This is a genomic window from Bacteroides finegoldii DSM 17565, from assembly GCF_000156195.1.
Taxonomy (GTDB): Bacteria; Bacteroidota; Bacteroidia; order Bacteroidales; family Bacteroidaceae; genus Bacteroides; species Bacteroides finegoldii.
Genome location: NZ_GG688317.1, coordinates 171,042 through 190,474, shown reverse-complemented (window position 1 = coordinate 190,474; position 19,433 = coordinate 171,042). Strand labels below are relative to the sequence as shown.

General features: G+C 41.6%; 13 protein-coding genes and 2 pseudogenes. 10 read left to right on the top strand and 5 right to left on the bottom strand.

Going from position 1 to position 19,433, the window contains the following annotated elements:
- Positions 1–5 precede the first annotated feature (5 nt).
- Complete coding sequence (gene ahpC / locus BACFIN_RS18565) at positions 6–572, bottom strand: alkyl hydroperoxide reductase subunit C (RefSeq protein WP_004307892.1); 567 nt, start codon at positions 570–572, stop codon at positions 6–8.
- 212 nt (positions 573–784) lie between these two features.
- On the opposite strand from ahpC, the gene BACFIN_RS18570 reads away from it, so the two are divergent.
- The 3 genes from BACFIN_RS18570 to BACFIN_RS18580 all read left to right on the top strand — a co-directional run bounded on the left by BACFIN_RS18570 (position 785) and on the right by BACFIN_RS18580 (position 6,150).
- On the top strand, positions 785–1,306 hold the full coding sequence (locus BACFIN_RS18570) for an NUDIX hydrolase (protein ID WP_007747849.1): 522 nt from the start codon (positions 785–787) through the stop codon (positions 1,304–1,306).
- A 70-nt stretch (positions 1,307–1,376) separates the two neighbouring features.
- Positions 1,377–4,394 (top strand): tetratricopeptide repeat protein, encoded by a 3,018-nt coding sequence (locus BACFIN_RS18575; protein ID WP_007747847.1) that lies wholly within the window; start codon positions 1,377–1,379, stop codon positions 4,392–4,394.
- A 28-nt stretch (positions 4,395–4,422) separates the two neighbouring features.
- Positions 4,423–6,150: a TonB-dependent receptor gene (locus tag BACFIN_RS18580; protein ID WP_007747846.1), complete on the top strand. Its 1,728-nt coding sequence runs from the start codon at positions 4,423–4,425 to the stop codon at positions 6,148–6,150.
- A gap of 513 nt (positions 6,151–6,663) precedes the next feature.
- Here BACFIN_RS18580 and BACFIN_RS18585 read toward each other — a convergent pair.
- Positions 6,664–7,593: an Rpn family recombination-promoting nuclease/putative transposase gene (locus tag BACFIN_RS18585; RefSeq protein WP_007747845.1), complete on the bottom strand. Its 930-nt coding sequence runs from the start codon at positions 7,591–7,593 to the stop codon at positions 6,664–6,666.
- A gap of 61 nt (positions 7,594–7,654) precedes the next feature.
- Entirely contained in the window at positions 7,655–8,257 is a 603-nt protein-coding gene (locus BACFIN_RS18590; RefSeq protein ID WP_007747844.1) for an HU family DNA-binding protein, read from the bottom strand.
- A gap of 515 nt (positions 8,258–8,772) precedes the next feature.
- On the opposite strand from BACFIN_RS18590, the gene BACFIN_RS18595 reads away from it, so the two are divergent.
- From BACFIN_RS18595 to topA, 3 genes are all read left to right on the top strand, one after another.
- The gene (locus tag BACFIN_RS18595) at positions 8,773–9,366 is read left to right on the top strand and encodes a sensor histidine kinase (protein ID WP_232281626.1); all 594 of its coding nucleotides are present in this window, start codon (positions 8,773–8,775) and stop codon (positions 9,364–9,366) included.
- A gap of 43 nt (positions 9,367–9,409) precedes the next feature.
- Positions 9,410–9,568: a helix-turn-helix domain-containing protein gene (locus tag BACFIN_RS23115; protein ID WP_007747839.1), complete on the top strand. Its 159-nt coding sequence runs from the start codon at positions 9,410–9,412 to the stop codon at positions 9,566–9,568.
- 135 nt (positions 9,569–9,703) lie between these two features.
- On the top strand, positions 9,704–12,052 hold the full coding sequence (gene topA, locus BACFIN_RS18600; protein ID WP_032839013.1) for a type I DNA topoisomerase: 2,349 nt from the start codon (positions 9,704–9,706) through the stop codon (positions 12,050–12,052).
- Between the two features lie 73 nt (positions 12,053–12,125).
- On the opposite strand, the gene argS is transcribed toward topA, so the two are convergent.
- Positions 12,126–13,943 (bottom strand): arginine--tRNA ligase, encoded by a 1,818-nt coding sequence (gene argS / locus BACFIN_RS18605; RefSeq protein WP_007747835.1) that lies wholly within the window; start codon positions 13,941–13,943, stop codon positions 12,126–12,128.
- An 88-nt stretch (positions 13,944–14,031) separates the two neighbouring features.
- Positions 14,032–14,305: pseudogene (locus tag BACFIN_RS20385) on the bottom strand (HU family DNA-binding protein).
- A 222-nt stretch (positions 14,306–14,527) separates the two neighbouring features.
- On the opposite strand from BACFIN_RS20385, the pseudogene BACFIN_RS20380 reads away from it, so the two are divergent.
- From BACFIN_RS20380 to BACFIN_RS18625, 4 genes and pseudogenes are all read left to right on the top strand, one after another.
- Positions 14,528–15,203: pseudogene (locus tag BACFIN_RS20380) on the top strand (rhomboid family intramembrane serine protease).
- Positions 15,184–16,089 carry a rhomboid family protein gene (locus BACFIN_RS18615; RefSeq protein WP_032839011.1) on the top strand — a complete coding sequence of 302 codons (906 nt, stop codon included), beginning with the start codon at positions 15,184–15,186 and terminating at the stop codon, positions 16,087–16,089. Before BACFIN_RS20380 ends, BACFIN_RS18615 begins: the two are co-directional and overlap by 20 nt.
- 4 nt (positions 16,090–16,093) lie before the next feature.
- On the top strand, positions 16,094–17,179 hold the full coding sequence (locus BACFIN_RS18620) for an endonuclease/exonuclease/phosphatase family protein (protein ID WP_007747825.1): 1,086 nt from the start codon (positions 16,094–16,096) through the stop codon (positions 17,177–17,179).
- Between the two features lie 31 nt (positions 17,180–17,210).
- Positions 17,211–19,298: a M3 family metallopeptidase gene (locus tag BACFIN_RS18625; protein ID WP_007747823.1), complete on the top strand. Its 2,088-nt coding sequence runs from the start codon at positions 17,211–17,213 to the stop codon at positions 19,296–19,298.
- Positions 19,299–19,433: the final 135 nt, after the last annotated feature.

Here is a 19,433-nt window from a genome sequence, read left to right as displayed (position 1 = left end):
ATCTATCAAATCTTACCTACCAGGTCAATGCTTGGTTTCAGGGTAGACTCACCCTTCTTCCATTTAGCCGGGCAAACTTCTCCGTCATGGCTGGCTACAAACTGTGCAGCTTCCACTTTACGAAGCAATTCACTTGCATCACGGCCAATATTGTTATCATTCAGTTCCACCACTTTAATCTTTCCTTCCGGATTGACAACGAATGTACCGCGATAAGCCATACCTTCTTCTTCGATATATACACCCAGTGCACGGCTCAAAGCGCCAGTCGGGTCTGCCAACATTGGGTATTGAATCTTGCGAATACTTTCAGAAGCATCATGCCAAGCTTTGTGCACGAAATGAGAGTCAGTACTTACCGAATAGATTTCTACACCCATCGCCTTGAACTGATCGTACTTTTCAGCCATATCCACCAATTCGGTAGGACATACGAAAGTAAAGTCAGCAGGATAGAAGAAAAGAATCGCCCATTTACCTTTCAGGTCATTGTTGGTTACAGTCTTGAAAGCTCCGTTGTGAAAAGCCTGAACGCTGAATTCAGGAAGTTGAGAATTTAAAATTGGTTCCATAATCTTTATTGCTTTTATTGTTATTAATTGATTTGACTTATAACATCAGAAACAATGTTTTGTTTTTTGTTTCTGGTGCAAAGATAAAGGCAGAAGCCCCGCCTTTGCAAAAAAAGTCCAATCGAATATTTCTATGCGGTGATAGATGAAATTAATAAAAGCATTTTATACCTTTGCGTGCATAAACAAAAACCTGGAAAATATATACGATTATGGAACATCCTCTTGCCCAATTCTTATATTGCCCTGAATGTGGTTCCTCTCATTTTGAGGTCAACAACGAGAAATCTAAAAAATGTGCAGATTGCGGCTTTGTCTATTATTTCAATCCTTCTGCCGCCACAGTAGCACTCATCTTGAATGAGAAAAATGAACTGCTTGTCTGCCGACGTGCCAAAGAGCCAGCCAAAGGAACTCTCGACCTACCCGGCGGATTCATCGATATGAATGAAACAGGCGAAGAAGGCGTTGCACGCGAAGTGCTGGAAGAAACAGGGCTGAAAGTTAAAAAAGCCGTTTACCAGTTCACACTTCCCAATATTTATGTTTATTCAGGTTTTCCTGTACACACACTCGATATGTTTTTCCTCTGCACTGTAGAAAACATGAGCCATTTCTCTGCCATGGATGATGTAGCAGATGCTTTCTTCCTGCCTCTCTCCGAAATTCATCCAGAAGATTTTGGACTGGATTCTATTCGCCGAGGACTTAAAAAGTTCTTATCTGGCAGATAATTCGTTAAAATATAACAAACTACAGAAACATATCCCCTTTCATTCTGTACTTTTGCATAAACACCCGATTATGAAAAAAGAAATTACTAGACTCATTTGTGCGGCTATCTGCTGCACGCCTATTATAGGATTTGCCCAGACAAGTGATAAGTTCACTTCGACCGACAACCTTTATAAAGAAGGGAAAGAACTTTTCCAGGAAAAAAATTATGCAGCCGCCCTGCCAGCACTGAAAGCATTTGTAAAACAAAAGCCTGCCACCAGCCTTCTTCAAGACGCAGAATACATGCTGGCCAGTTCCGCTTATGAACTGAAAGACAAAAACCGGATCGAAATCCTGCGCAAGTATCTCGACCGCTATCCGGACACTCCTTACGCCAACCGTATTTATGCACTATTAGCCTCCTGCTATTTCTATGAAGGAAAATACGATGAAGCACTGGCGCTCTTCAACTCTGCCGACCTCGGTCTGCTGGGTAATGAAGAACGGGATGACTGCACTTACCAATTGGCCACCTGTTATCTGAAAACCAATAATCTACGAGAAGCCGCAATTTGGTTTGAAACATTACGTGCCAACAGTCCCAAATATGCCAAAGACTGTGATTATTATCTCTCTTATATCCGCTATACGCAAAAACGCTATAACGAAGCACTGAAAGGCTTCCTGCCGTTACAGGACGATTCGAAGTACAAGGCACTTGTCCCCTACTACATTGCCGAAATTTATGCACAGCTTCAAAACTACGATAAGGCACAGATTGTAGCACAAAACTATCTGTCGGCCTATCCAAACAACGAACATACTGCAGAAATGTACCGCATTCTGGGAGATGCCTACTACCACTTCGGACAATATCACCAAGCAGTAGAATCATTTAACGAATATCTTGATAAAGATCACTCAGCAGCTCGTCGTGATGCACTTTATATGCTGGGACTTTCTTATTATCAGACAAAAGTCTATTCCAAAGCAGCCGAAACATTAGGTAAAGTGACAACAACCAACGACGCCCTTACACAAAACGCATACCTCCACATGGGGCTCTCTTATCTGCAACTGGCAGAAAAAAACAAAGCCCGTATGGCTTTCGAACAAGCAGCCGCCTCCAATGCTAATATGCAAATCAAGGAACAGGCAGCTTACAATTACGCTCTTTGCCTGCATGAAACCTCTTTCTCCGCTTTCGGCGAATCCGTTACTGCTTTCGAGAAATTCCTGAACGAATTTCCGACTTCTCCTTACGCTGAAAAAGTCAGCAGCTATTTGGTAGAAGTTTACATGAATACCCGTAGTTATGATGCAGCCCTGAAATCCATCGACCGGATAGCCAAGCCAAGCGCTCAGATATTGGAAGCCAAACAGAAAATATTGTTTCAGTTAGGTACACAGTCCTTCGCCAATGCCAACTTTGAACAAGCCTTGAAATACCTGAATCAATCCATAGCTATCGGACAATACAACCGTCAGACGAAAGCAGACGCGTATTATTGGTGCGGAGAATCCTACTATCGCCTCAACCGTATGACGGAAGCCGCACGTGACTTCAATGCATATCTGCAACTGACAACCCAACCCAACAATGAAACGTATGCACTTGCCAATTACAATTTAGGATACATCGCTTTCCACCGAAAAGATTATTCCCAGGCAAGTCACTACTTCCAAAAATATATCCGGCTGGAGAAAGGAGAAAATACAACCGCGCTTGCCGATGCCTATAACCGTGTTGGCGACTGTTACCTACACGTACGCAATTTCGAAGAGGCCAAGCATTATTATTCACAAGCCGAACAAATGAATACTCCCTCCGGAGACTATTCTTTCTATCAATTGGCTCTTGTGTCCGGTCTACAGAAAGATTATTCCGGCAAAATCACCCTACTGAATCGTCTGGTAGGAAAATATCCGGCTTCTCCATACGCTGTGAATGCCATTTATGAAAAAGGACGGTCGTATGTGCTGATGGATAACAATAACCAGGCTATTACTTCCTTTAAAGAACTAATGAACAAATATCCGGAAAGCCCTGTCAGCAGAAAAGCCGCTGCAGAAATCGGTTTGCTGTATTATCAAAAGGATGATTACAACCAGGCAATCGAAGCCTATAAACAAGTTATCGAAAAATATCCGGGCAGTGAAGAAGCCCGGATGGCTATGCGCGATCTAAAATCGATCTATGTAGATCTCAACCGTATCGATGAATTTGCTGCTCTTGCCAATGCCATGCCGGGACATATCCGCTTCGATGCCAATGAGCAGGACTCTCTGACATATACTGCCGCAGAAAAAATCTATATGCGGGGACGACTGGAAGAAGCAAAAACAAGTTTCAACAAATACTTGCAGACTTTCCCGGAAGGAGCTTTCAGCTTGAACGCACATTACCATCTTTGCTTGATCGGAAGCGAACAGAAGAACTATGATATGATTCTTCTCCATTCCGGAAAGCTATTGGAATACCCCAACAATCCGTTTGCAGAAGAGGCTCTTATTCTTCGTGCCGAAGTACAGTTCAATCAGCAACAGACTGCAGACGCTTTGACCAGCTATAAAATGCTGAAAGAGAAAGCAACTAATGTGGAACGCCGCCAGCTTGCTGAAACCGGAGTACTTCGTTGCGCTTTTCTGCTGAGAGACGACATCGAAACAATTCATGCTGCTACCGACTTGCTGGCAGAAGCCAAACTTAGTCCGGAGCTAAGAAACGAAGCCCTTTATTATCGCGCCAAAGCATATACCAAGCAGAAAGCCGATAAAAAAGCTGTGGATGATTTGCGTGAGTTAGCCAAAGATACACGTAATGCATATGGAGCTGAAGCCAAATATCTGGTGGCGCAATCGCTTTACGATGCAAAAGAATACAACGCCGCCGAGAAAGAACTTCTCAACTACATAGAGCAAAGTACACCACACGCTTATTGGCTGGCACGCAGTTTTGTCCTTTTGTCCGATGTATATGCCGCCATGGGCAAAGACTTGGATGCACGCCAATACCTGTTGAGTCTGCAACAGAATTATCAAGGCAACGATGACATCGCAACTATGATCGAAAGCAGACTGAGCAAATTGAAAGTTAAAAATTGAAAGTTGAGAACTAAAATATAAAACTAAAATGAAACGATCTCTTTATATAATAGGTGGAATCACATTGGCAATCTCCATGCCATCCCATCTCCTAGCCCAAACGACACAGCCGAAAGATACGACCATGAATCGTACCGTCGTTGTGGAACAAGAATACAATCCGGACATCATGGATGCTTCCAAAGTGAACGTCCTGCCTAAAGTCGAAGAACCGACTGTCAGCAAAAAAGAAGTGGAATATGCCACTACATTCTTTCCGGCAACTTCCGTTCCGGCAGGGTTGATGAATCCTTATACCGGAAAAGAAATACAACCCGGAAGCGCCCCCGGATATGTACGTGCCGGTTACGGCAATTTAGGCAATCTAGACATCCTCGCCAATTATCTATTCCGTCTGTCGAAGAAAGATAAGCTGAATGTACGTTTTCAAATGGACGGTATGGATGGAAAGTTGACTCTCCCTTACACAGACGGCGAAAAATGGAATGCTTTTTACTACCGCACACGTGCCAATGTGGATTATACGCACCAGTTCAATAAATTAGACTTGAATATTGCCGGAAATTTCGGGCTAAGCAACTTCAACTTCCTGCCGGGAAGCGTCAACAGCAAGCAGAAATTCACCTCCGGTGACTTCCATGCGGGTATTCATTTCATTGATGAGACTGCACCACTGCGTTTCAATGCAGAAACGAACCTGTTGATGTACGAACGCCAACACAATATGATCAGTGAAAATGATGCAAATACAGCCATCAAGGAAACAATCATACGCACCAAAGGTGATGTCACAGGAGCCATCAACGATCAACAATCCGTTACTATCGCATTGGAAATGAATAATCTTTTATACAGTGGATACACTAAGAACCCATCTACGGGAGATGAATATTTCAAGAACTATACGACTCTACTTGTGAATCCATATTATGAATTGAATAATGACGATTGGAAATTACACATCGGAGCCAATGTAGATTTATCTTTCGGATTCGACAAGTCATTCCGTATTTCACCGGATGTCACTGCACAATACATTTTCTCGGACAGTTACATTGTTTATGCAAAAGCAACTGGCGGTAAGCAACTGAATGATTTCCGAAGATTGGAAAGCCTTTGTCCATACGGAGACTCTTACTTTTCAACAACATCTGCCGAATTAAGCAACCGCCGTCCTTATGACACGTATGAACAACTGAACGCTAGCCTAGGACTGAAAGCCAGCCCTTATCCAGGTATATGGTTCCAACTGTTCGGTGGATACCAGAATTTAAAGAATGGCTTGCTTTACTCCTATTCAAGTTTGTCCGATACAAGCATCGGAACAGTAAGTACCATGCTCGCTTTCACACAAATACACACCGATAATGTCTATGCCGGCATAAAATTAACTTATGACTACAAAGATGTACTGTCCCTGTCCGCCCATTACATATACCGCAACTGGAACAGTGACAATAACGAATATCTACTTGCCGTAAAGCCTGAAAATGAAGCATCCATCTCTCTCAACGTACATCCCACCTCTGCACTTCAACTGAATGCCGGTTTTGATTACATCAGCCACAAGGAGGAAGCAACATCTTTCAATATGTCAGATATTAGCGATCTGCATATCGGAGCCAGCTATAATGTATTCAAAGGAGTATCCGTTTATGCGCAAGTACATAACCTGCTAAACAAGAAATATCAATATTATTTGGGCTATCCCGCCGAAGGATTCAACTTCTTAGGAGGACTGAGTTTCCGGTTCTAAGATAAAGAAAAGGGGGGGGGCAAAACGTAATCTGATGAAAGGACAACTTTTAATCTGAAACTTGACTCCCTAAATCAATGATGAAAAGAGCCATATCATTACTCAAGAACAGAGTTTGATATGGTTCTTTTATAATTGTTAGTTACAATCTGTAACTTTTTAGAGTGGTCATTTTAGTTTTGACACACCCTCTTTACAAACCAAAACAATCTTCAATTATTTTGTTATCCTTATAACAAATCCACCATAGAAAATATAAATCTGATTGCCTTTGTTTCTGTGCAATATATATCCAAACAAGAGAGCATCCGTTTATTGTAATTGAAAAAATATCGTAAAACTACACTTTTTTCTTACCGCCATACCACCGTCTTATTTCTATTTGTTCTTAATGTGAACGATTTTATCGTTACCCCCTAACAAAAAAAATGTCTCATCTCAATCGTCCTGATATAAAATCAGAATAATTCAGATAAGACACACTAAATTTATAAGAAAAGCTATCAGTGATAACTAAATTTTCAAATCACGTATTTTTTCTATTTCCAACCCCGTTATCTGTGAGATAGTATCAAGGGGGATATTCAAAGACTTCATATTTCGTGCCATTTCTTTCTTTTCTTCCTCACGTCCTTTCGCAAGTCCTTCTTCAAGTCCTTCCGCACGACCCTCTGCACGACCTTCCGCACGCTCCGTAAATATATTATCTCTCAATATTACAATATTATCCAAATGCCGATAATAAGCTTCAAGCTCGGTTTTCGTCATTTTATCAAGTTTCAATCGCTCGCGGGCCTCCTCCAGTCCCGGTGCTGTGGCGCTGTCAGGGATATCACCTGTATTCAAATAACATATCCACTCTTCCAACGGGCTCTTGGCTACCTGATTGAAATCATTCACTTTCAATATATAATATTCCGGATAAAGTTGGCTCACAGCATCTACCTTGAACGTTTGTCTCTGAAAAGGAGTCAACTCCAGCACATCATTCTGATGAATACCTCTGAACTCCGTTTTTCCGTGATAAACCGTATCCTTTCCGCTACCTAATGAAAAATAGACAATATTGATACTATATATTTTACGTACTTTATCATAGCCTTCTCCACGATTAATGTATTCGGTCACCAACTTGGAAGTGCCGAACAGCATACGTTGAAAATAAGCATACTCATTATTATTCTGAACTTCGATCAGAATAAGCTCTCCCTTAGAGTTTTCGGCAAGCATATCTACCCGATTATACTTGTCAAACTCGTCCTCTTGATTGCTTTCGCTTTCCAACAACTTCTGAATAACAATTTTTTCATTGAGAAGTGTTGTCAAAAAGCCCTCAAGAACTGCAAAATTGGCTTTATTACGCAATAAGCGCTTCATAGCCCAATCGAAACGAATATAATTACTTGCCATAGACTCGTCTCCTTTCTCGTTATCTTTTTTCATGCAAACAAAGGTAAGCAGAAAATGTTTAATATCAAGTATATATATCCAATAAAATGATTTACTATACCTTTATATATACTACCGAACGCCCCACTCCATACTTCTTCAAAACACCTTGTTCGATGAAAGCATTAATATCCTGCAATGCCTGTGTTTTCGTTTTTCCAACGAGCAGGGCATAATCCTGCCGATTAATGCATGGGTGCTCTTTTAGAAACCTTTCTAACCGTTGCAGGCACTTTTCCTCTGGCAACGGATTTTTCACACGAAAGGGTGAATGATAACGCCGTAATTCAAGACCACTCTCAATATCCTTCTTAAATTGGCGATTCACACGAAAATTAATATCTTTCAGAGATATAGACGGCGAACGCAATTCTTTTGCCTCCTTCACCTTCTTGTCAACACTCAACGAAAGGCTAAAATAACCGATATCCCCTAATTCAACAGAGAATCCTTTTAAAAGCAAATGCCTCAATTCTTTTGATATAGCCTCTATGATACCCACCACCTGCGCATGGGGCATATGCTGAAGCGCAGTCACTTGTTCTACAAATTCTTCGGCTGTATAACTTCCCTTCAACACTACACGTGCATGCAAAGGCTGTTCTTCTCCGCTTTTAGCAAGGTCGGGAGTTTCATAAAGATCATAATTTACACTCATTATTGATTAGTTCTTTATTAGGAGAGATAAACATCTTCCCTCCCATAGATTTATTTTCTAAAGTACATTTCTATTTTCGTTTGACTTAACTCAAGCGATAGTTCAACTTAAGTCATTCTTTCGTTTAACTTAAGTCAAACGAAAACAAACATACTAACGAGACAAATGTACATAGAATATACAGATACTAATCTATACTAACCGAAATTTAATTTCATCCGATAAATTATTCCAAAGAGCATAAACATATTCACCAGTAATTATCCAAGATTTGAACGATTTTTTTGTTCGTTTTCAAAAGTTTTGTTCCACCGCCAAAAAAATTGCCTATCATTTGTTTATGCAACTTATTCTTCCTAATATTGTCCTATATTAATGAAAACCAATACAGATAAAACGAATCCCCATGCAAAAAGTATTTCTTTCGATAGCCATACAAATCCTGTGCTTACATTCATTCGTGGTGAATGCACAGCGTATTCACTCTATATAAAGCCAGTAATGGATGTATTTACGTGGACACCTCTGCAGGATTCTGTTACTATAACCCCGAAAAAAACAATTTCATCAGAATCGGTTCTTTTACAGGCAAAATATCGGATAGCATTGAAGATTACTTCGGAAGAATATGGATAGGAACAAGCATCAGTGGATTATATTCATACAATGTCAGAACCCAAAAGATAACATCTTATCAACGTTCGGATCATCCGAATTCACTAACAAAGAATGTAATCACCACGCTAGCTATCGACAACAAGAAACGACTATGGGTGGGAACTTATGGGCAAGGACTTTGTAGATATAATGATGAAACAGAAGCTTTTACCAAGATTATCAGCAATCTACTAAGCAATGCCTTGAAATATGCCAAAAGCACGATTCGTATTACAACTACAGAAAAGGATTCCGAGATAGTAGTCACCGTAACCGATGACGGTATAGGCATCACCGATCAAGAAAAGACTAAAATATTCGACGCATTCTATCAGGTTAAGAACAACAGTGAAATAAATAAACTGGGCATTGGTATCGGGCTTCACATGACACGCTCACTCGTCCAATTAATGAATGTACGGAAAGTAAAATCAAAGGCATTATTGGCATGACTCCCAATGATTTCATCAAGGTCACCTAAAGAAAGCCTGCAAAATGATGGTGGAGGGAGAATATCGGGTTACCGAAATAGGATTCCTCGTCGGGTTCAGCTCTTCTTCCTACTTTGCCAAATGTTTTCAGAAGCAATTTGGAATGTTACCGACAGAGTTTCTCAAAAAAATAAAAGAAGCCCCCTCATCCGCAACAAAATAAGTCGGCAAGCATTCTCCCTCTAAGCTAAATCTTAAGATTTTATTAAATTCTCCTTATAATATAAGGTAAGGAGAATCTTTTTTTTTACTTTTGTCCCCAAATATTATGGTACAAGCCATTCTAAAAGAAAGAATTATGCAGAAAAACCTTGTCATTGTCGAGTCTCCGGCAAAAGCAAAAACGATCGAGAAGTTTCTTGGGAAAGATTTCAAGGTCCTTTCAAGTTATGGACATATACGCGATCTGAAGAAAAAAGAATTCAGCATTGACGTAAAGAAGGACTTCAAACCCGACTACGAAATTCCGGCAGACAAAAAGGCTCTGGTTAGTACACTGAAAGCAGAAGCAAAAAGCGCAGAAACCGTATGGCTCGCATCCGATGAGGACCGCGAGGGGGAGGCTATTGCCTGGCATCTGTACGAAGTCTTAAAACTAAAACCTGAAAACACCAAACGAATCGTATTTCATGAAATTACAAAGAGCGCAATCTTAAAAGCGATCGAACGACCACGCGATATTGATCTCAACCTCGTAAATGCACAGCAGGCACGACGGATTCTGGACCGTATCGTAGGTTTCGAACTTTCACCTGTACTCTGGAGAAAAGTAAAACCGGCCCTCTCTGCCGGACGTGTTCAGTCGGTTGCTGTTCGTCTGATTGTAGAGCGTGAACGTGAAATACATGCCTTCAAGACAGAAGCCGCTTATCGCGTCACCGCCATATTCCTCGTTCCGGACACAGATGGCAAGTCGGTGGAGATGAAAGCGGAACTGACACGTCGCATCAAGACGAAGGAAGAAGCAAGAGCTTTCCTCGAAGCTTGTCAGGGAGCCACTTTTACAATCGAAGATATCACTACCCGTCCGGTAAAGAAAACACCTCCTGCACCGTTCACCACTTCTACGTTGCAACAGGAAGCAGCACGTAAATTGGGATATACCGTTGCGCAGACCATGATGCTTGCACAACGCCTGTACGAATCGGGATTTATCACTTATATGCGTACGGACTCTGTCAACCTCTCGGATTTTGCAACAATAGGAAGCAAAGAGGCTATCACTAAAATGATGGGAGAAAACTACGTACATCCCCGTCACTTCGAGACAAAGACCAAAGGTGCACAGGAAGCTCATGAGGCTATCCGCCCCACCTATATGGAAAACCAATCCATCGAAGGGTCAGCGCAGGAAAAAAAATTGTACGACTTGATATGGAAACGCACCATCGCTTCCCAGATGGCAGACGCGGAGCTGGAAAAGACAACTGCTACAATCAGCATAAGCGGTAACAAAGATGTATTCACAGCTACCGGCGAAGTGATCAAGTTCGACGGATTCCTGCATGTATACCGTGAGTCCTACGATGATGACAATGAACAGGAAGATGAAAGCCGCTTATTACCTCCTTTGAAAAAAGGCCAGCGACTGGAATACGGCCCTATCATCGCAACCGAACGGTTCACTCAACGCCCGCCACGCTACACGGAAGCAAGTCTTGTGCGCAAACTGGAAGAATTGGGTATCGGACGTCCGTCTACGTACGCTCCGACAATTTCCACTATCCAACAACGCGAATATGTAGAGAAAGGAAACAAAGATGGGGAAGAACGCCTGTTCAACGTATTAACCCTGAGAGAAAATCAGATTAAAGACGAAAATCATACTGAAATAACCGGTGCGGAAAAAGCGAAATTATTTCCTACGGACACAGGTATCGTAGTCAATGATTTCCTCACTGAATATTTCCCGAACATTCTGGATTACAACTTCACAGCCAGTGTAGAAAAGGAATTTGACGAAATTGCAGAAGGAGAAGCGCAATGGACTTCCATCATGAAAACGTTTTATGATAAGTTCCACCCATCTGTAGAAAACACTCTGGCTATCAAGACTGAACATAAGGTAGGAGAACGCATATTGGGAGAAGATCCGGTAAGTGGCAAACCTGTTTCAGTTAAGATTGGACGTTTCGGTCCTGTCGCACAGATCGGCACGGCAGATGATGAAGAAAAGCCTCGCTTTGCACAAATGAAGAAAGGGCAATCTATGGAAACCATCACATTGGAAGAGGCACTGGAATTGTTCAAATTACCCCGTACATTAGGCGAATACGAAGGAAAAACAGTAAGTGTGGGTGTGGGGCGTTTCGGTCCTTATGTTTTACATAACAAGGTATATGTATCTCTGCCGAAAGCTGCCGATCCGATGACCATCACTTTGGAAGAAGCGGAGCAACTAATTCTGGAAAAACGCCAGAAGGAGATGGAACGTCACCTCAAGAAGTTTGAAGAAGAACCGGAACTTGAAATTCTGAACGGACGTTACGGACCTTATATCACTTACAAAGGTTCCAACTATAAGATTCCCAAAGATATTGTTCCACAGGATTTGACATTGAAGAGTTGCTTGGAACTAATCAAGGTACAGAACGAAAAAGAACCTGGTACAACCAAGAAAAGGAAAACGACTCCAAAGAAAAAATAAACGGAAAAAAGGTGTTGCTCTGATAATCATTGCAACACCTTTTTCCGTTTATAACATATTGTTCAAGAGAATATTACATTCTGGCAGGAACTTCAATACCTAGCAGTCCCATTCCTAAACGAACGACCTTAGCCACATTGGCAGAAAGAGCGATACGGAATACTTTCACCGCTTCATTCTCTTCACGTAAAATGCTGAAGTCATGATAGAACTGATTATATTCTTTCACCAAATCGTATGTATAGTTGGCAATAATAGACGGGCTGTAATCTTCACCGGCTTGCTTCACAACGGCTGCAAAATCAGCTACCATCTGAATCAGTCCTTCTTCCTTTTCACTCAATTCGATTCCTGCCGGGATTTGTTCGGGAACAACAATACCGGATTCGGCCGCTTTCCGCAGAACCGATTGGATACGCGCGTAGGTATATTGTATGAACGGTCCTGTATTACCATTGAAATCAATGGATTCTTTCGGATTGAATGTCATATTCTTACGGGCATCAACCTTGAGGATAAAGTATTTCAAAGCACCCAACCCCACAATACGAGCGATATCATCCGCTTCTTCCTGTGTCAAACCATCCAACTTGCCAAGTTCCTGTGAGGTTTCTTTAGCGGTAGCGATCATCTCTTCCATCAAATCGTCGGCATCCACTACTGTACCCTCACGGGATTTCATCTTACCTTCCGGCAATTCCACCATTCCGTAAGAGAAATGCACCAGACTCTTTCCCCACTCAAAACCCAATTTATCGAGCAAGATAGAAAGTACCTGGAAGTGATAATTCTGCTCATTACCCACAACGTAAATCATCTTGTCAATCGGATAATCAGCGAAACGAAGTTTGGCCGTACCAATATCCTGTGTCATGTAGACAGAGGTTCCGTCACCACGAAGAAGCAGTTTGTGATCCAATCCTTCGGCAGTCAGGTCCGCCCATACGGAACCATCTTCTTTCTTGAAGAAGAAACCCTTCTCGAGCCCTTCCATCACCTTCTCTTTTCCTTCGAGGTAAGTATTGGATTCATAATATATCTTGTCGAAGCCGACACCCATCATCTTGTAAGTCTCATCAAATCCTGCATATACCCAGTTGTTCATCATCTCCCACAATCCGCGTACTTCCGGGTCACCGGCTTCCCATTTCACCAACATCTCACGGGCTTCCTGCATCAACGGAGATTCCGCTTCGGCTTTCGCCTTCGCTTCTTCATCGTTCATCCCCTGAGCTGTAAATTGAGCCATCAGTTCCTTCACTTCGGCTTTATAATGCTTATCGAAAGATACATAATAGTCACCCACCAGATGATCGCCCTTCTTGCCCGAAGTCTCAGGTGTTTCACCGTTTCCGTATTTCTTCCATGCCAACATGGATTTACAGATATGGATACCACGGTCGTTTACGATATTAGTCTTTACTACCTTGTTGCCGTTGGCAGCCACAATGTTAGCCAATGCGTTACCTAAAAGGTTATTGCGCACATGTCCCAAGTGAAGCGGTTTGTTTGTATTCGGAGAAGAATACTCGATCATTACCAACGGAGAAGTTTCGGTAGCTTTTACCAGACCATATTGCTCGTCAGCCTGAATCTCATTGAGCAGTTCAATCCAGGTAGCCGACGCAATAGTCAGGTTCAAGAACCCTTTTATCACATTAAAAGCAGCTACAGCCGGTTCGTTGGCTTTCAGATACTCACCGATTTCCTGGGCTGTCTGCTCCGGTCCTTTTCTTGACATTTTCAGGAAAGGGAACACGACCAAAGTCAGATGTCCTTCAAACTCTTTCTTCGTTTTTTGCAACTGCACCATCTTTTCAGGGACTTCCTGACCGCAGAGTGCTTTGAGTCCGTTGATGACGGACGCTACAAGTTTATCTTCTATCTTCATAATCAAGTTGTTTCTTGGGCGCAAAGATACAAAAAAAGGAGACGTTTCACGCCTCCTCTCCTAAATTAAATTCTTTCAACTATCTATCTTATTCAACAGCTGCAGATAATTCAGCACCGGCTTTAAATTTAGCTACTTTCTTAGCGGGAATAGTAATAGTTGCTTTTGTAGAAGGGTTAATACCTGTTCTTTCAGCTCTTTCGCTTACAGAGAAAGTACCAAAACCAACGAGAGATACTTTCTCACCGGCTTTCATGGCATTAGTAACTGAAGTGACAAAAGCATCAAGTGCCTTTTTTGTCATCGGCTTTGCTCATTTGAGCTTCGGCAGCCATTGCATTAATAAGATCAGACTTATTCATAATACGTAAAATGATTAATTAATATATATGTTACACAAAAGATTCTCCCACAATGGATTAATTCTACAAATATAGCCGAACAAAACAACATATCAAATAAAAACATAAAAAAAACGCAGCAAATTATTGAAAAAGAGCTAATAGGAAGCACTTTTCATGCTTTAAAACAGAATTTATTCGTACTTTTGCATCTATTATCATAATATTCAGAATAAAAAAATGATGCCAACTGTAACTAAAAACCTGATAATTATCAATGTACTAATGTTTTTCGGTACATTCGTAGCACAACGCTATGGAGTAGATCTGACTAATTATCTGGGATTACATTTTTTCCTCGCAAGTGACTTCAATCCGGCACAGCTTATCACTTATATGTTTATGCATGGCGGATTCAGCCATATTTTCTTTAATATGTTCGCCGTTTTCATGTTTGGTCCGATTCTCGAACAAACATGGGGACCCAGACGTTTTCTGTTCTATTATATCCTTTGTGGTATCGGTGCGGGAGTTATCCAAGAAGGAGTACAATATATTCAATATGCAACAGAACTCAGCCAATACTCACAAGTAAATATAGGTACCAGTATTATTCCCATGGAAGAGTATCTGAACATGATGACTACCGTAGGTGCTTCAGGAGCTGTCTATGCCATATTGCTGGCATTCGGTATGCTGTTTCCCGACAATCGGTTGTTTATCTTCCCGCTACCTTTTCCGATCAAAGCCAAATTTTTCGTAATCGGATATGCCGCAATTGAGTTATGGTCAGGACTTGCCAACAACATAGGAGACAACGTCGCCCACTTCGCCCATTTAGGCGGAATGCTGTTCGGACTGATACTGATTTTGTATTGGAGAAAAAAAAAGTAATAACAATGGGACATATTATAGCTGATTTGAAGGAAACATTCAGAAGAGGAAACATTTTTATCCAACTGATTTATATCAATGTCGGTATCTTTGTGATCGGCACATTGATTCATGTTTTTCTACGACTGTTTGAAGTCAACACTCTCGATATATTCAACATATTCGCTTTACCGGCCTCTCTTGTCGGGTTTATCCATCAACCGTGGTCGTTGTTTACCTATATGTTTATGCATGCCGGTATTCTGCACATTCTATTCAATATGCTTTGGCTATACTGGTTCGGGAGTTTATTTCTTTATTTTTTCTCGGCAAAGCATTTAAGAGGGCTATATATATTGGGAGGTATCTGCGGAGGTTTGCTTTATATGGTCGCCTACAACGTATTTCCTTTATTCAGCTCACAAGTGACCGGAGCAACGTTAGTCGGGGCTTCCGCTTCCGTACTGGCTATCGTAGCGGCTACGGCCTATCGTGAACCCAACTATAGGGTGCAACTTTTTCTTTTTGGTGCTGTCCGTCTCAAATATCTCGCACTGGTCGTTATCGGAATTGATGTACTGTCTATTACCTCAAGTAATGCCGGAGGACACATTGCCCATCTAGGAGGCGCTCTTGCCGGGCTCTGGTTTGCAGCCAGTCTAAGCAAAGGGACTGACTTAACTTCCTGGATTAACTGGATTCTGGATGGTTTCATCTCTCTTTTCCAAAAGAAAACATGGGAACGCAAACCTAAAATGAAAGTACACTATGGCAGTAATGCTACCGAACGACGGAAAGATTATGATTATAATGCCCATAAAAAAGCACAATCTGACGAAGTGGACCGTATTCTGGAAAAGTTGAAAAAATCCGGTTACGACAGTCTGACGACAGAAGAAAAGAAAAGCTTGTTCGACGCAAGCAAAAGATAAAAGAATGGAACATATTGGCAAAATTGTCGCATATCTGATACTGGCTATCAACGCATTCTTCGTGGGAACGCTGATATTAAGCGCTTATAGCCCCTATCTCAGCCCCAAAGTCAATCCGTTAGTTTCCTGTCTCGGACTCGCATTTCCAATATTCCTGATTATCAATCTATTTTTCCTGTTTCTTTGGGCATTTGTCAATTACAGATATGCACTACTACCCGTCATCGGTTTTCTGATTTGCTTTCCGCAAATACGGACTTATATTCCTTTCAACTCTACTACCCGGACAATACCGGAAGGAAGTATCAAAGTTCTGTCTTACAATGTAATGAGCTTTAGTAATCTGAAGAAGAAAGATGGGAAGAATCCGATTTTATCTTATCTGAAAAACAGTAATGCAGACATTATCTGTCTGCAAGAATACAACACAGCCAGCAATAAAAAGTTCGTAACGGAGCAGGATGTAAAGAAAGCGTTGAAAGCGTATCCCTATCAATCCATTCGCCAACAAAGGAAAGGAGATGTGCAGCTTGCCTGTTTCTCTAGATTCCCGATACTCTCGTCACAACTTATTGAGTATAAAAGTGATTATAACGGCTCTATGAAATATGTGCTGAATGTAAATAATGACACTATTACATTAATCAACAATCACTTGGAATCCAACAAACTCACCAAAGAAGACAGAGGGATCTATGAAGATATGATAAAAGATCCGAATGCTAAAAAAGTAAAGACCGGGCTCCGACAACTAATTCGAAAACTAGGGGAAGCATCGGCTATCCGTGCCTCCCAAGCAGATTCCGTAGCGAGAATCATTACAGAAAACCATTATCCTACAATGATTGTATGTGGAGATTTCAACGACGGTTCTATTTCGTATACCCACCGGGTTCTCACTCAAGAACTGGATGACGCTTTCACACAGTCCGGTAAAGGATTGGGAATCTCCTATAACCAGAACAAGTTCTACTTCCGAATCGACAATATCCTGATTAGTCCTGACCTGAAAGCCTATAATTGTACTGTAGACCGTTCTATTAAGGCTTCGGACCACTATCCGATTTGGTGTTATATCAGCAAACGATAAAAACGGAGAATTCTATATTATAAAACACATAATGATGATTAAAAAGACATTAACCCTTTTAGCAGTAAGTTGTATGATGTACTCCTGTGCTACAAAAACAGAAAGTAATCCTTTCTTTGCAGAGTTCCAAACCGAGTATGGCGTTCCTTCCTTTGACAAAATCAAATTGGAACATTATGAGCCTGCCTTCCTGAAAGGTATCGAGGAGCAAAATCAAAACATCGAAGCTATCATCGAAAGTCCGGAAATCCCTACATTCGAAAATACCATCGTGGCATTGGATAACAGTGCACCAATCCTGGATCGGGTAAGCGCTATTTTCTTCAATATGACAGATGCTGAAACAACCGACTCATTAACTGCACTATCCATCAAGCTAGCTCCGGTTCTTTCGGAACATGAAGACAATATATCCTTGAATGAGAAACTTTTCAAGCGTGTAAACGATGTCTACCAACAAAAAGATTCCCTGAATCTGACCACAGAGCAGAAACGCCTGCTGGACAAGACCTACAAACAGTTTGTCCGTTCAGGTGCCAATCTTAGCGCAGAAAAACAAGCACGTTTGCGTGAAATAAACAAAGAGCTGTCCACACTTGGTATCACATTCGGCAATAATGTACTGAACGAGAATAATGCGTACCAGCTCTTCGTCGAGAAAGAAGAGGACTTAGCAGGATTGCCCGAATGGTTCCGTCAAAGTGCAGCTGAAGAAGCAAAAGCCGCCGGACAACCGGGCAAATGGTTATTTACTCTGCATAACGCCAGCCGTCTGCCATTCCTGCAATATGCCGAGAATCGTCCGCTTCGGGAACAAATATACAAAGCGTATATCAATCGGGGAAATAATAACAATGAGAACGACAACAAAGAGAACATCCGCAAAATCGTTTCTCTCCGTTTGGAAAAAGCAAAATTGTTAGGTTTCGACTGTTACGCAAATTTCGTGCTGGATGAGACGATGGCTAAAAACGCGACGAACGTAATGGACCTTTTGAACAATCTTTGGAGCTATGCACTGCCTAAAGCCAAAGAAGAGGCCGCCGAGCTTCAAAAGCTGATGGACAAGGAAGGTAAAGGCGAAAAGTTGGAGGCATGGGACTGGTGGTACTATACCGAAAAGCTACGAAAAGAGAAATATAATCTGTCCGAAGAGGAGACAAAGCCCTATTTTAAATTGGAAAATGTACGTGAAGGTGCTTTTGCCGTAGCCAACAAGTTATATGGTATCACTTTCAACAAGCTGAAAGGAATTCCGACCTATCATCCGGATGTTGAGGTGTTTGAAGTGAAAGACACTGACGGTTCTCAACTCGGTATTTTCTATGTGGACTATTTCCCGCGTGCCGGAAAAAGCGGAGGTGCCTGGATGAGTAATTACCGTGAGCAACAAGGAGCAACCCGTCCGTTAGTGTGCAACGTTTGCAGTTTCACCAAACCGGTAGGCGATACTCCATCACTATTGACAATGGATGAAGTGGAAACCTTGTTCCACGAATTTGGACATGCCCTACACGGCTTACTGACAAAATGTGAATACAAGGGAACATCCGGCACAAACGTAGTACGTGACTTTGTAGAACTCCCTTCTCAAATCAACGAACATTGGGCTACCGAACCAGAGGTACTGAAAATGTATGCCAAACATTATCAGACCGGAGAAGTAATCCCCGATGAAATCATCGAAAAGATACTGCAACAGAAGACTTTCAATCAAGGATTCATGACTACCGAATTGCTGGCAGCCGCTATCCTTGACATGAACCTGCACACAATAACAGATGTAAATAATATGGATATACTTTCATTCGAGAAAGAAGCGATGGACAAACTCAATCTGATCCCTGAGATAGCGCCACGTTACCGCGTTACTTACTTCAATCATATCATCGGTGGGTACGCTGCCGGATATTACAGTTATCTGTGGGCCAACGTATTGGATAACGATGCTTTTGAAGCTTTCAAAGAACACGGAGTTTTTGATAAAACCACCGCAGATCTGTTCCGCCACAATGTTTTGGAAAAAGGAGACAGTGAAGACCCGATGGTGCTTTATAAAAATTTCCGAGGAACAGAGCCTAGCTTGGAACCATTATTGAAAAACAGGGGAATGAAATAATTCTGCAAAAAAGCCCTTAAACATCAAATATTTGAGGGCTTGTTACATATAAATGTGAAAAAAAAACTATATTTGCAGCCTTGTATGCGGCAAAAAGAACTTGTATACGACAGAATTTAACTGAATATTAAATTA

Excerpts from the sequence above, each read along its gene's own strand:
- BACFIN_RS18580 (WP_007747846.1), top strand. The coding sequence starts at position 4,423 with ATGAAACGATCTCTTTATATAATAGGTGGAATCACATTGGCAATCTCC.
- BACFIN_RS18620 (WP_007747825.1), top strand. The coding sequence starts at position 16,094 with ATGGAACATATTGGCAAAATTGTCGCATATCTGATACTGGCTATCAAC.
- BACFIN_RS23115 (WP_007747839.1), top strand. The coding sequence starts at position 9,410 with ATGATGGTGGAGGGAGAATATCGGGTTACCGAAATAGGATTCCTCGTC.
- topA (WP_032839013.1), top strand. The coding sequence starts at position 9,704 with ATGCAGAAAAACCTTGTCATTGTCGAGTCTCCGGCAAAAGCAAAAACG.
- BACFIN_RS18585 (WP_007747845.1), bottom strand. The coding sequence starts at position 7,593 with ATGAAAAAAGATAACGAGAAAGGAGACGAGTCTATGGCAAGTAATTAT.
- argS (WP_007747835.1), bottom strand. The coding sequence starts at position 13,943 with ATGAAGATAGAAGATAAACTTGTAGCGTCCGTCATCAACGGACTCAAA.
- BACFIN_RS18615 (WP_032839011.1), top strand. The coding sequence starts at position 15,184 with ATGGGACATATTATAGCTGATTTGAAGGAAACATTCAGAAGAGGAAAC.
- ahpC (WP_004307892.1), bottom strand. The coding sequence starts at position 572 with ATGGAACCAATTTTAAATTCTCAACTTCCTGAATTCAGCGTTCAGGCT.
- BACFIN_RS18575 (WP_007747847.1), top strand. The coding sequence starts at position 1,377 with ATGAAAAAAGAAATTACTAGACTCATTTGTGCGGCTATCTGCTGCACG.
- BACFIN_RS18625 (WP_007747823.1), top strand. The coding sequence starts at position 17,211 with ATGATGATTAAAAAGACATTAACCCTTTTAGCAGTAAGTTGTATGATG.
- BACFIN_RS18590 (WP_007747844.1), bottom strand. The coding sequence starts at position 8,257 with ATGAGTGTAAATTATGATCTTTATGAAACTCCCGACCTTGCTAAAAGC.
- BACFIN_RS18570 (WP_007747849.1), top strand. The coding sequence starts at position 785 with ATGGAACATCCTCTTGCCCAATTCTTATATTGCCCTGAATGTGGTTCC.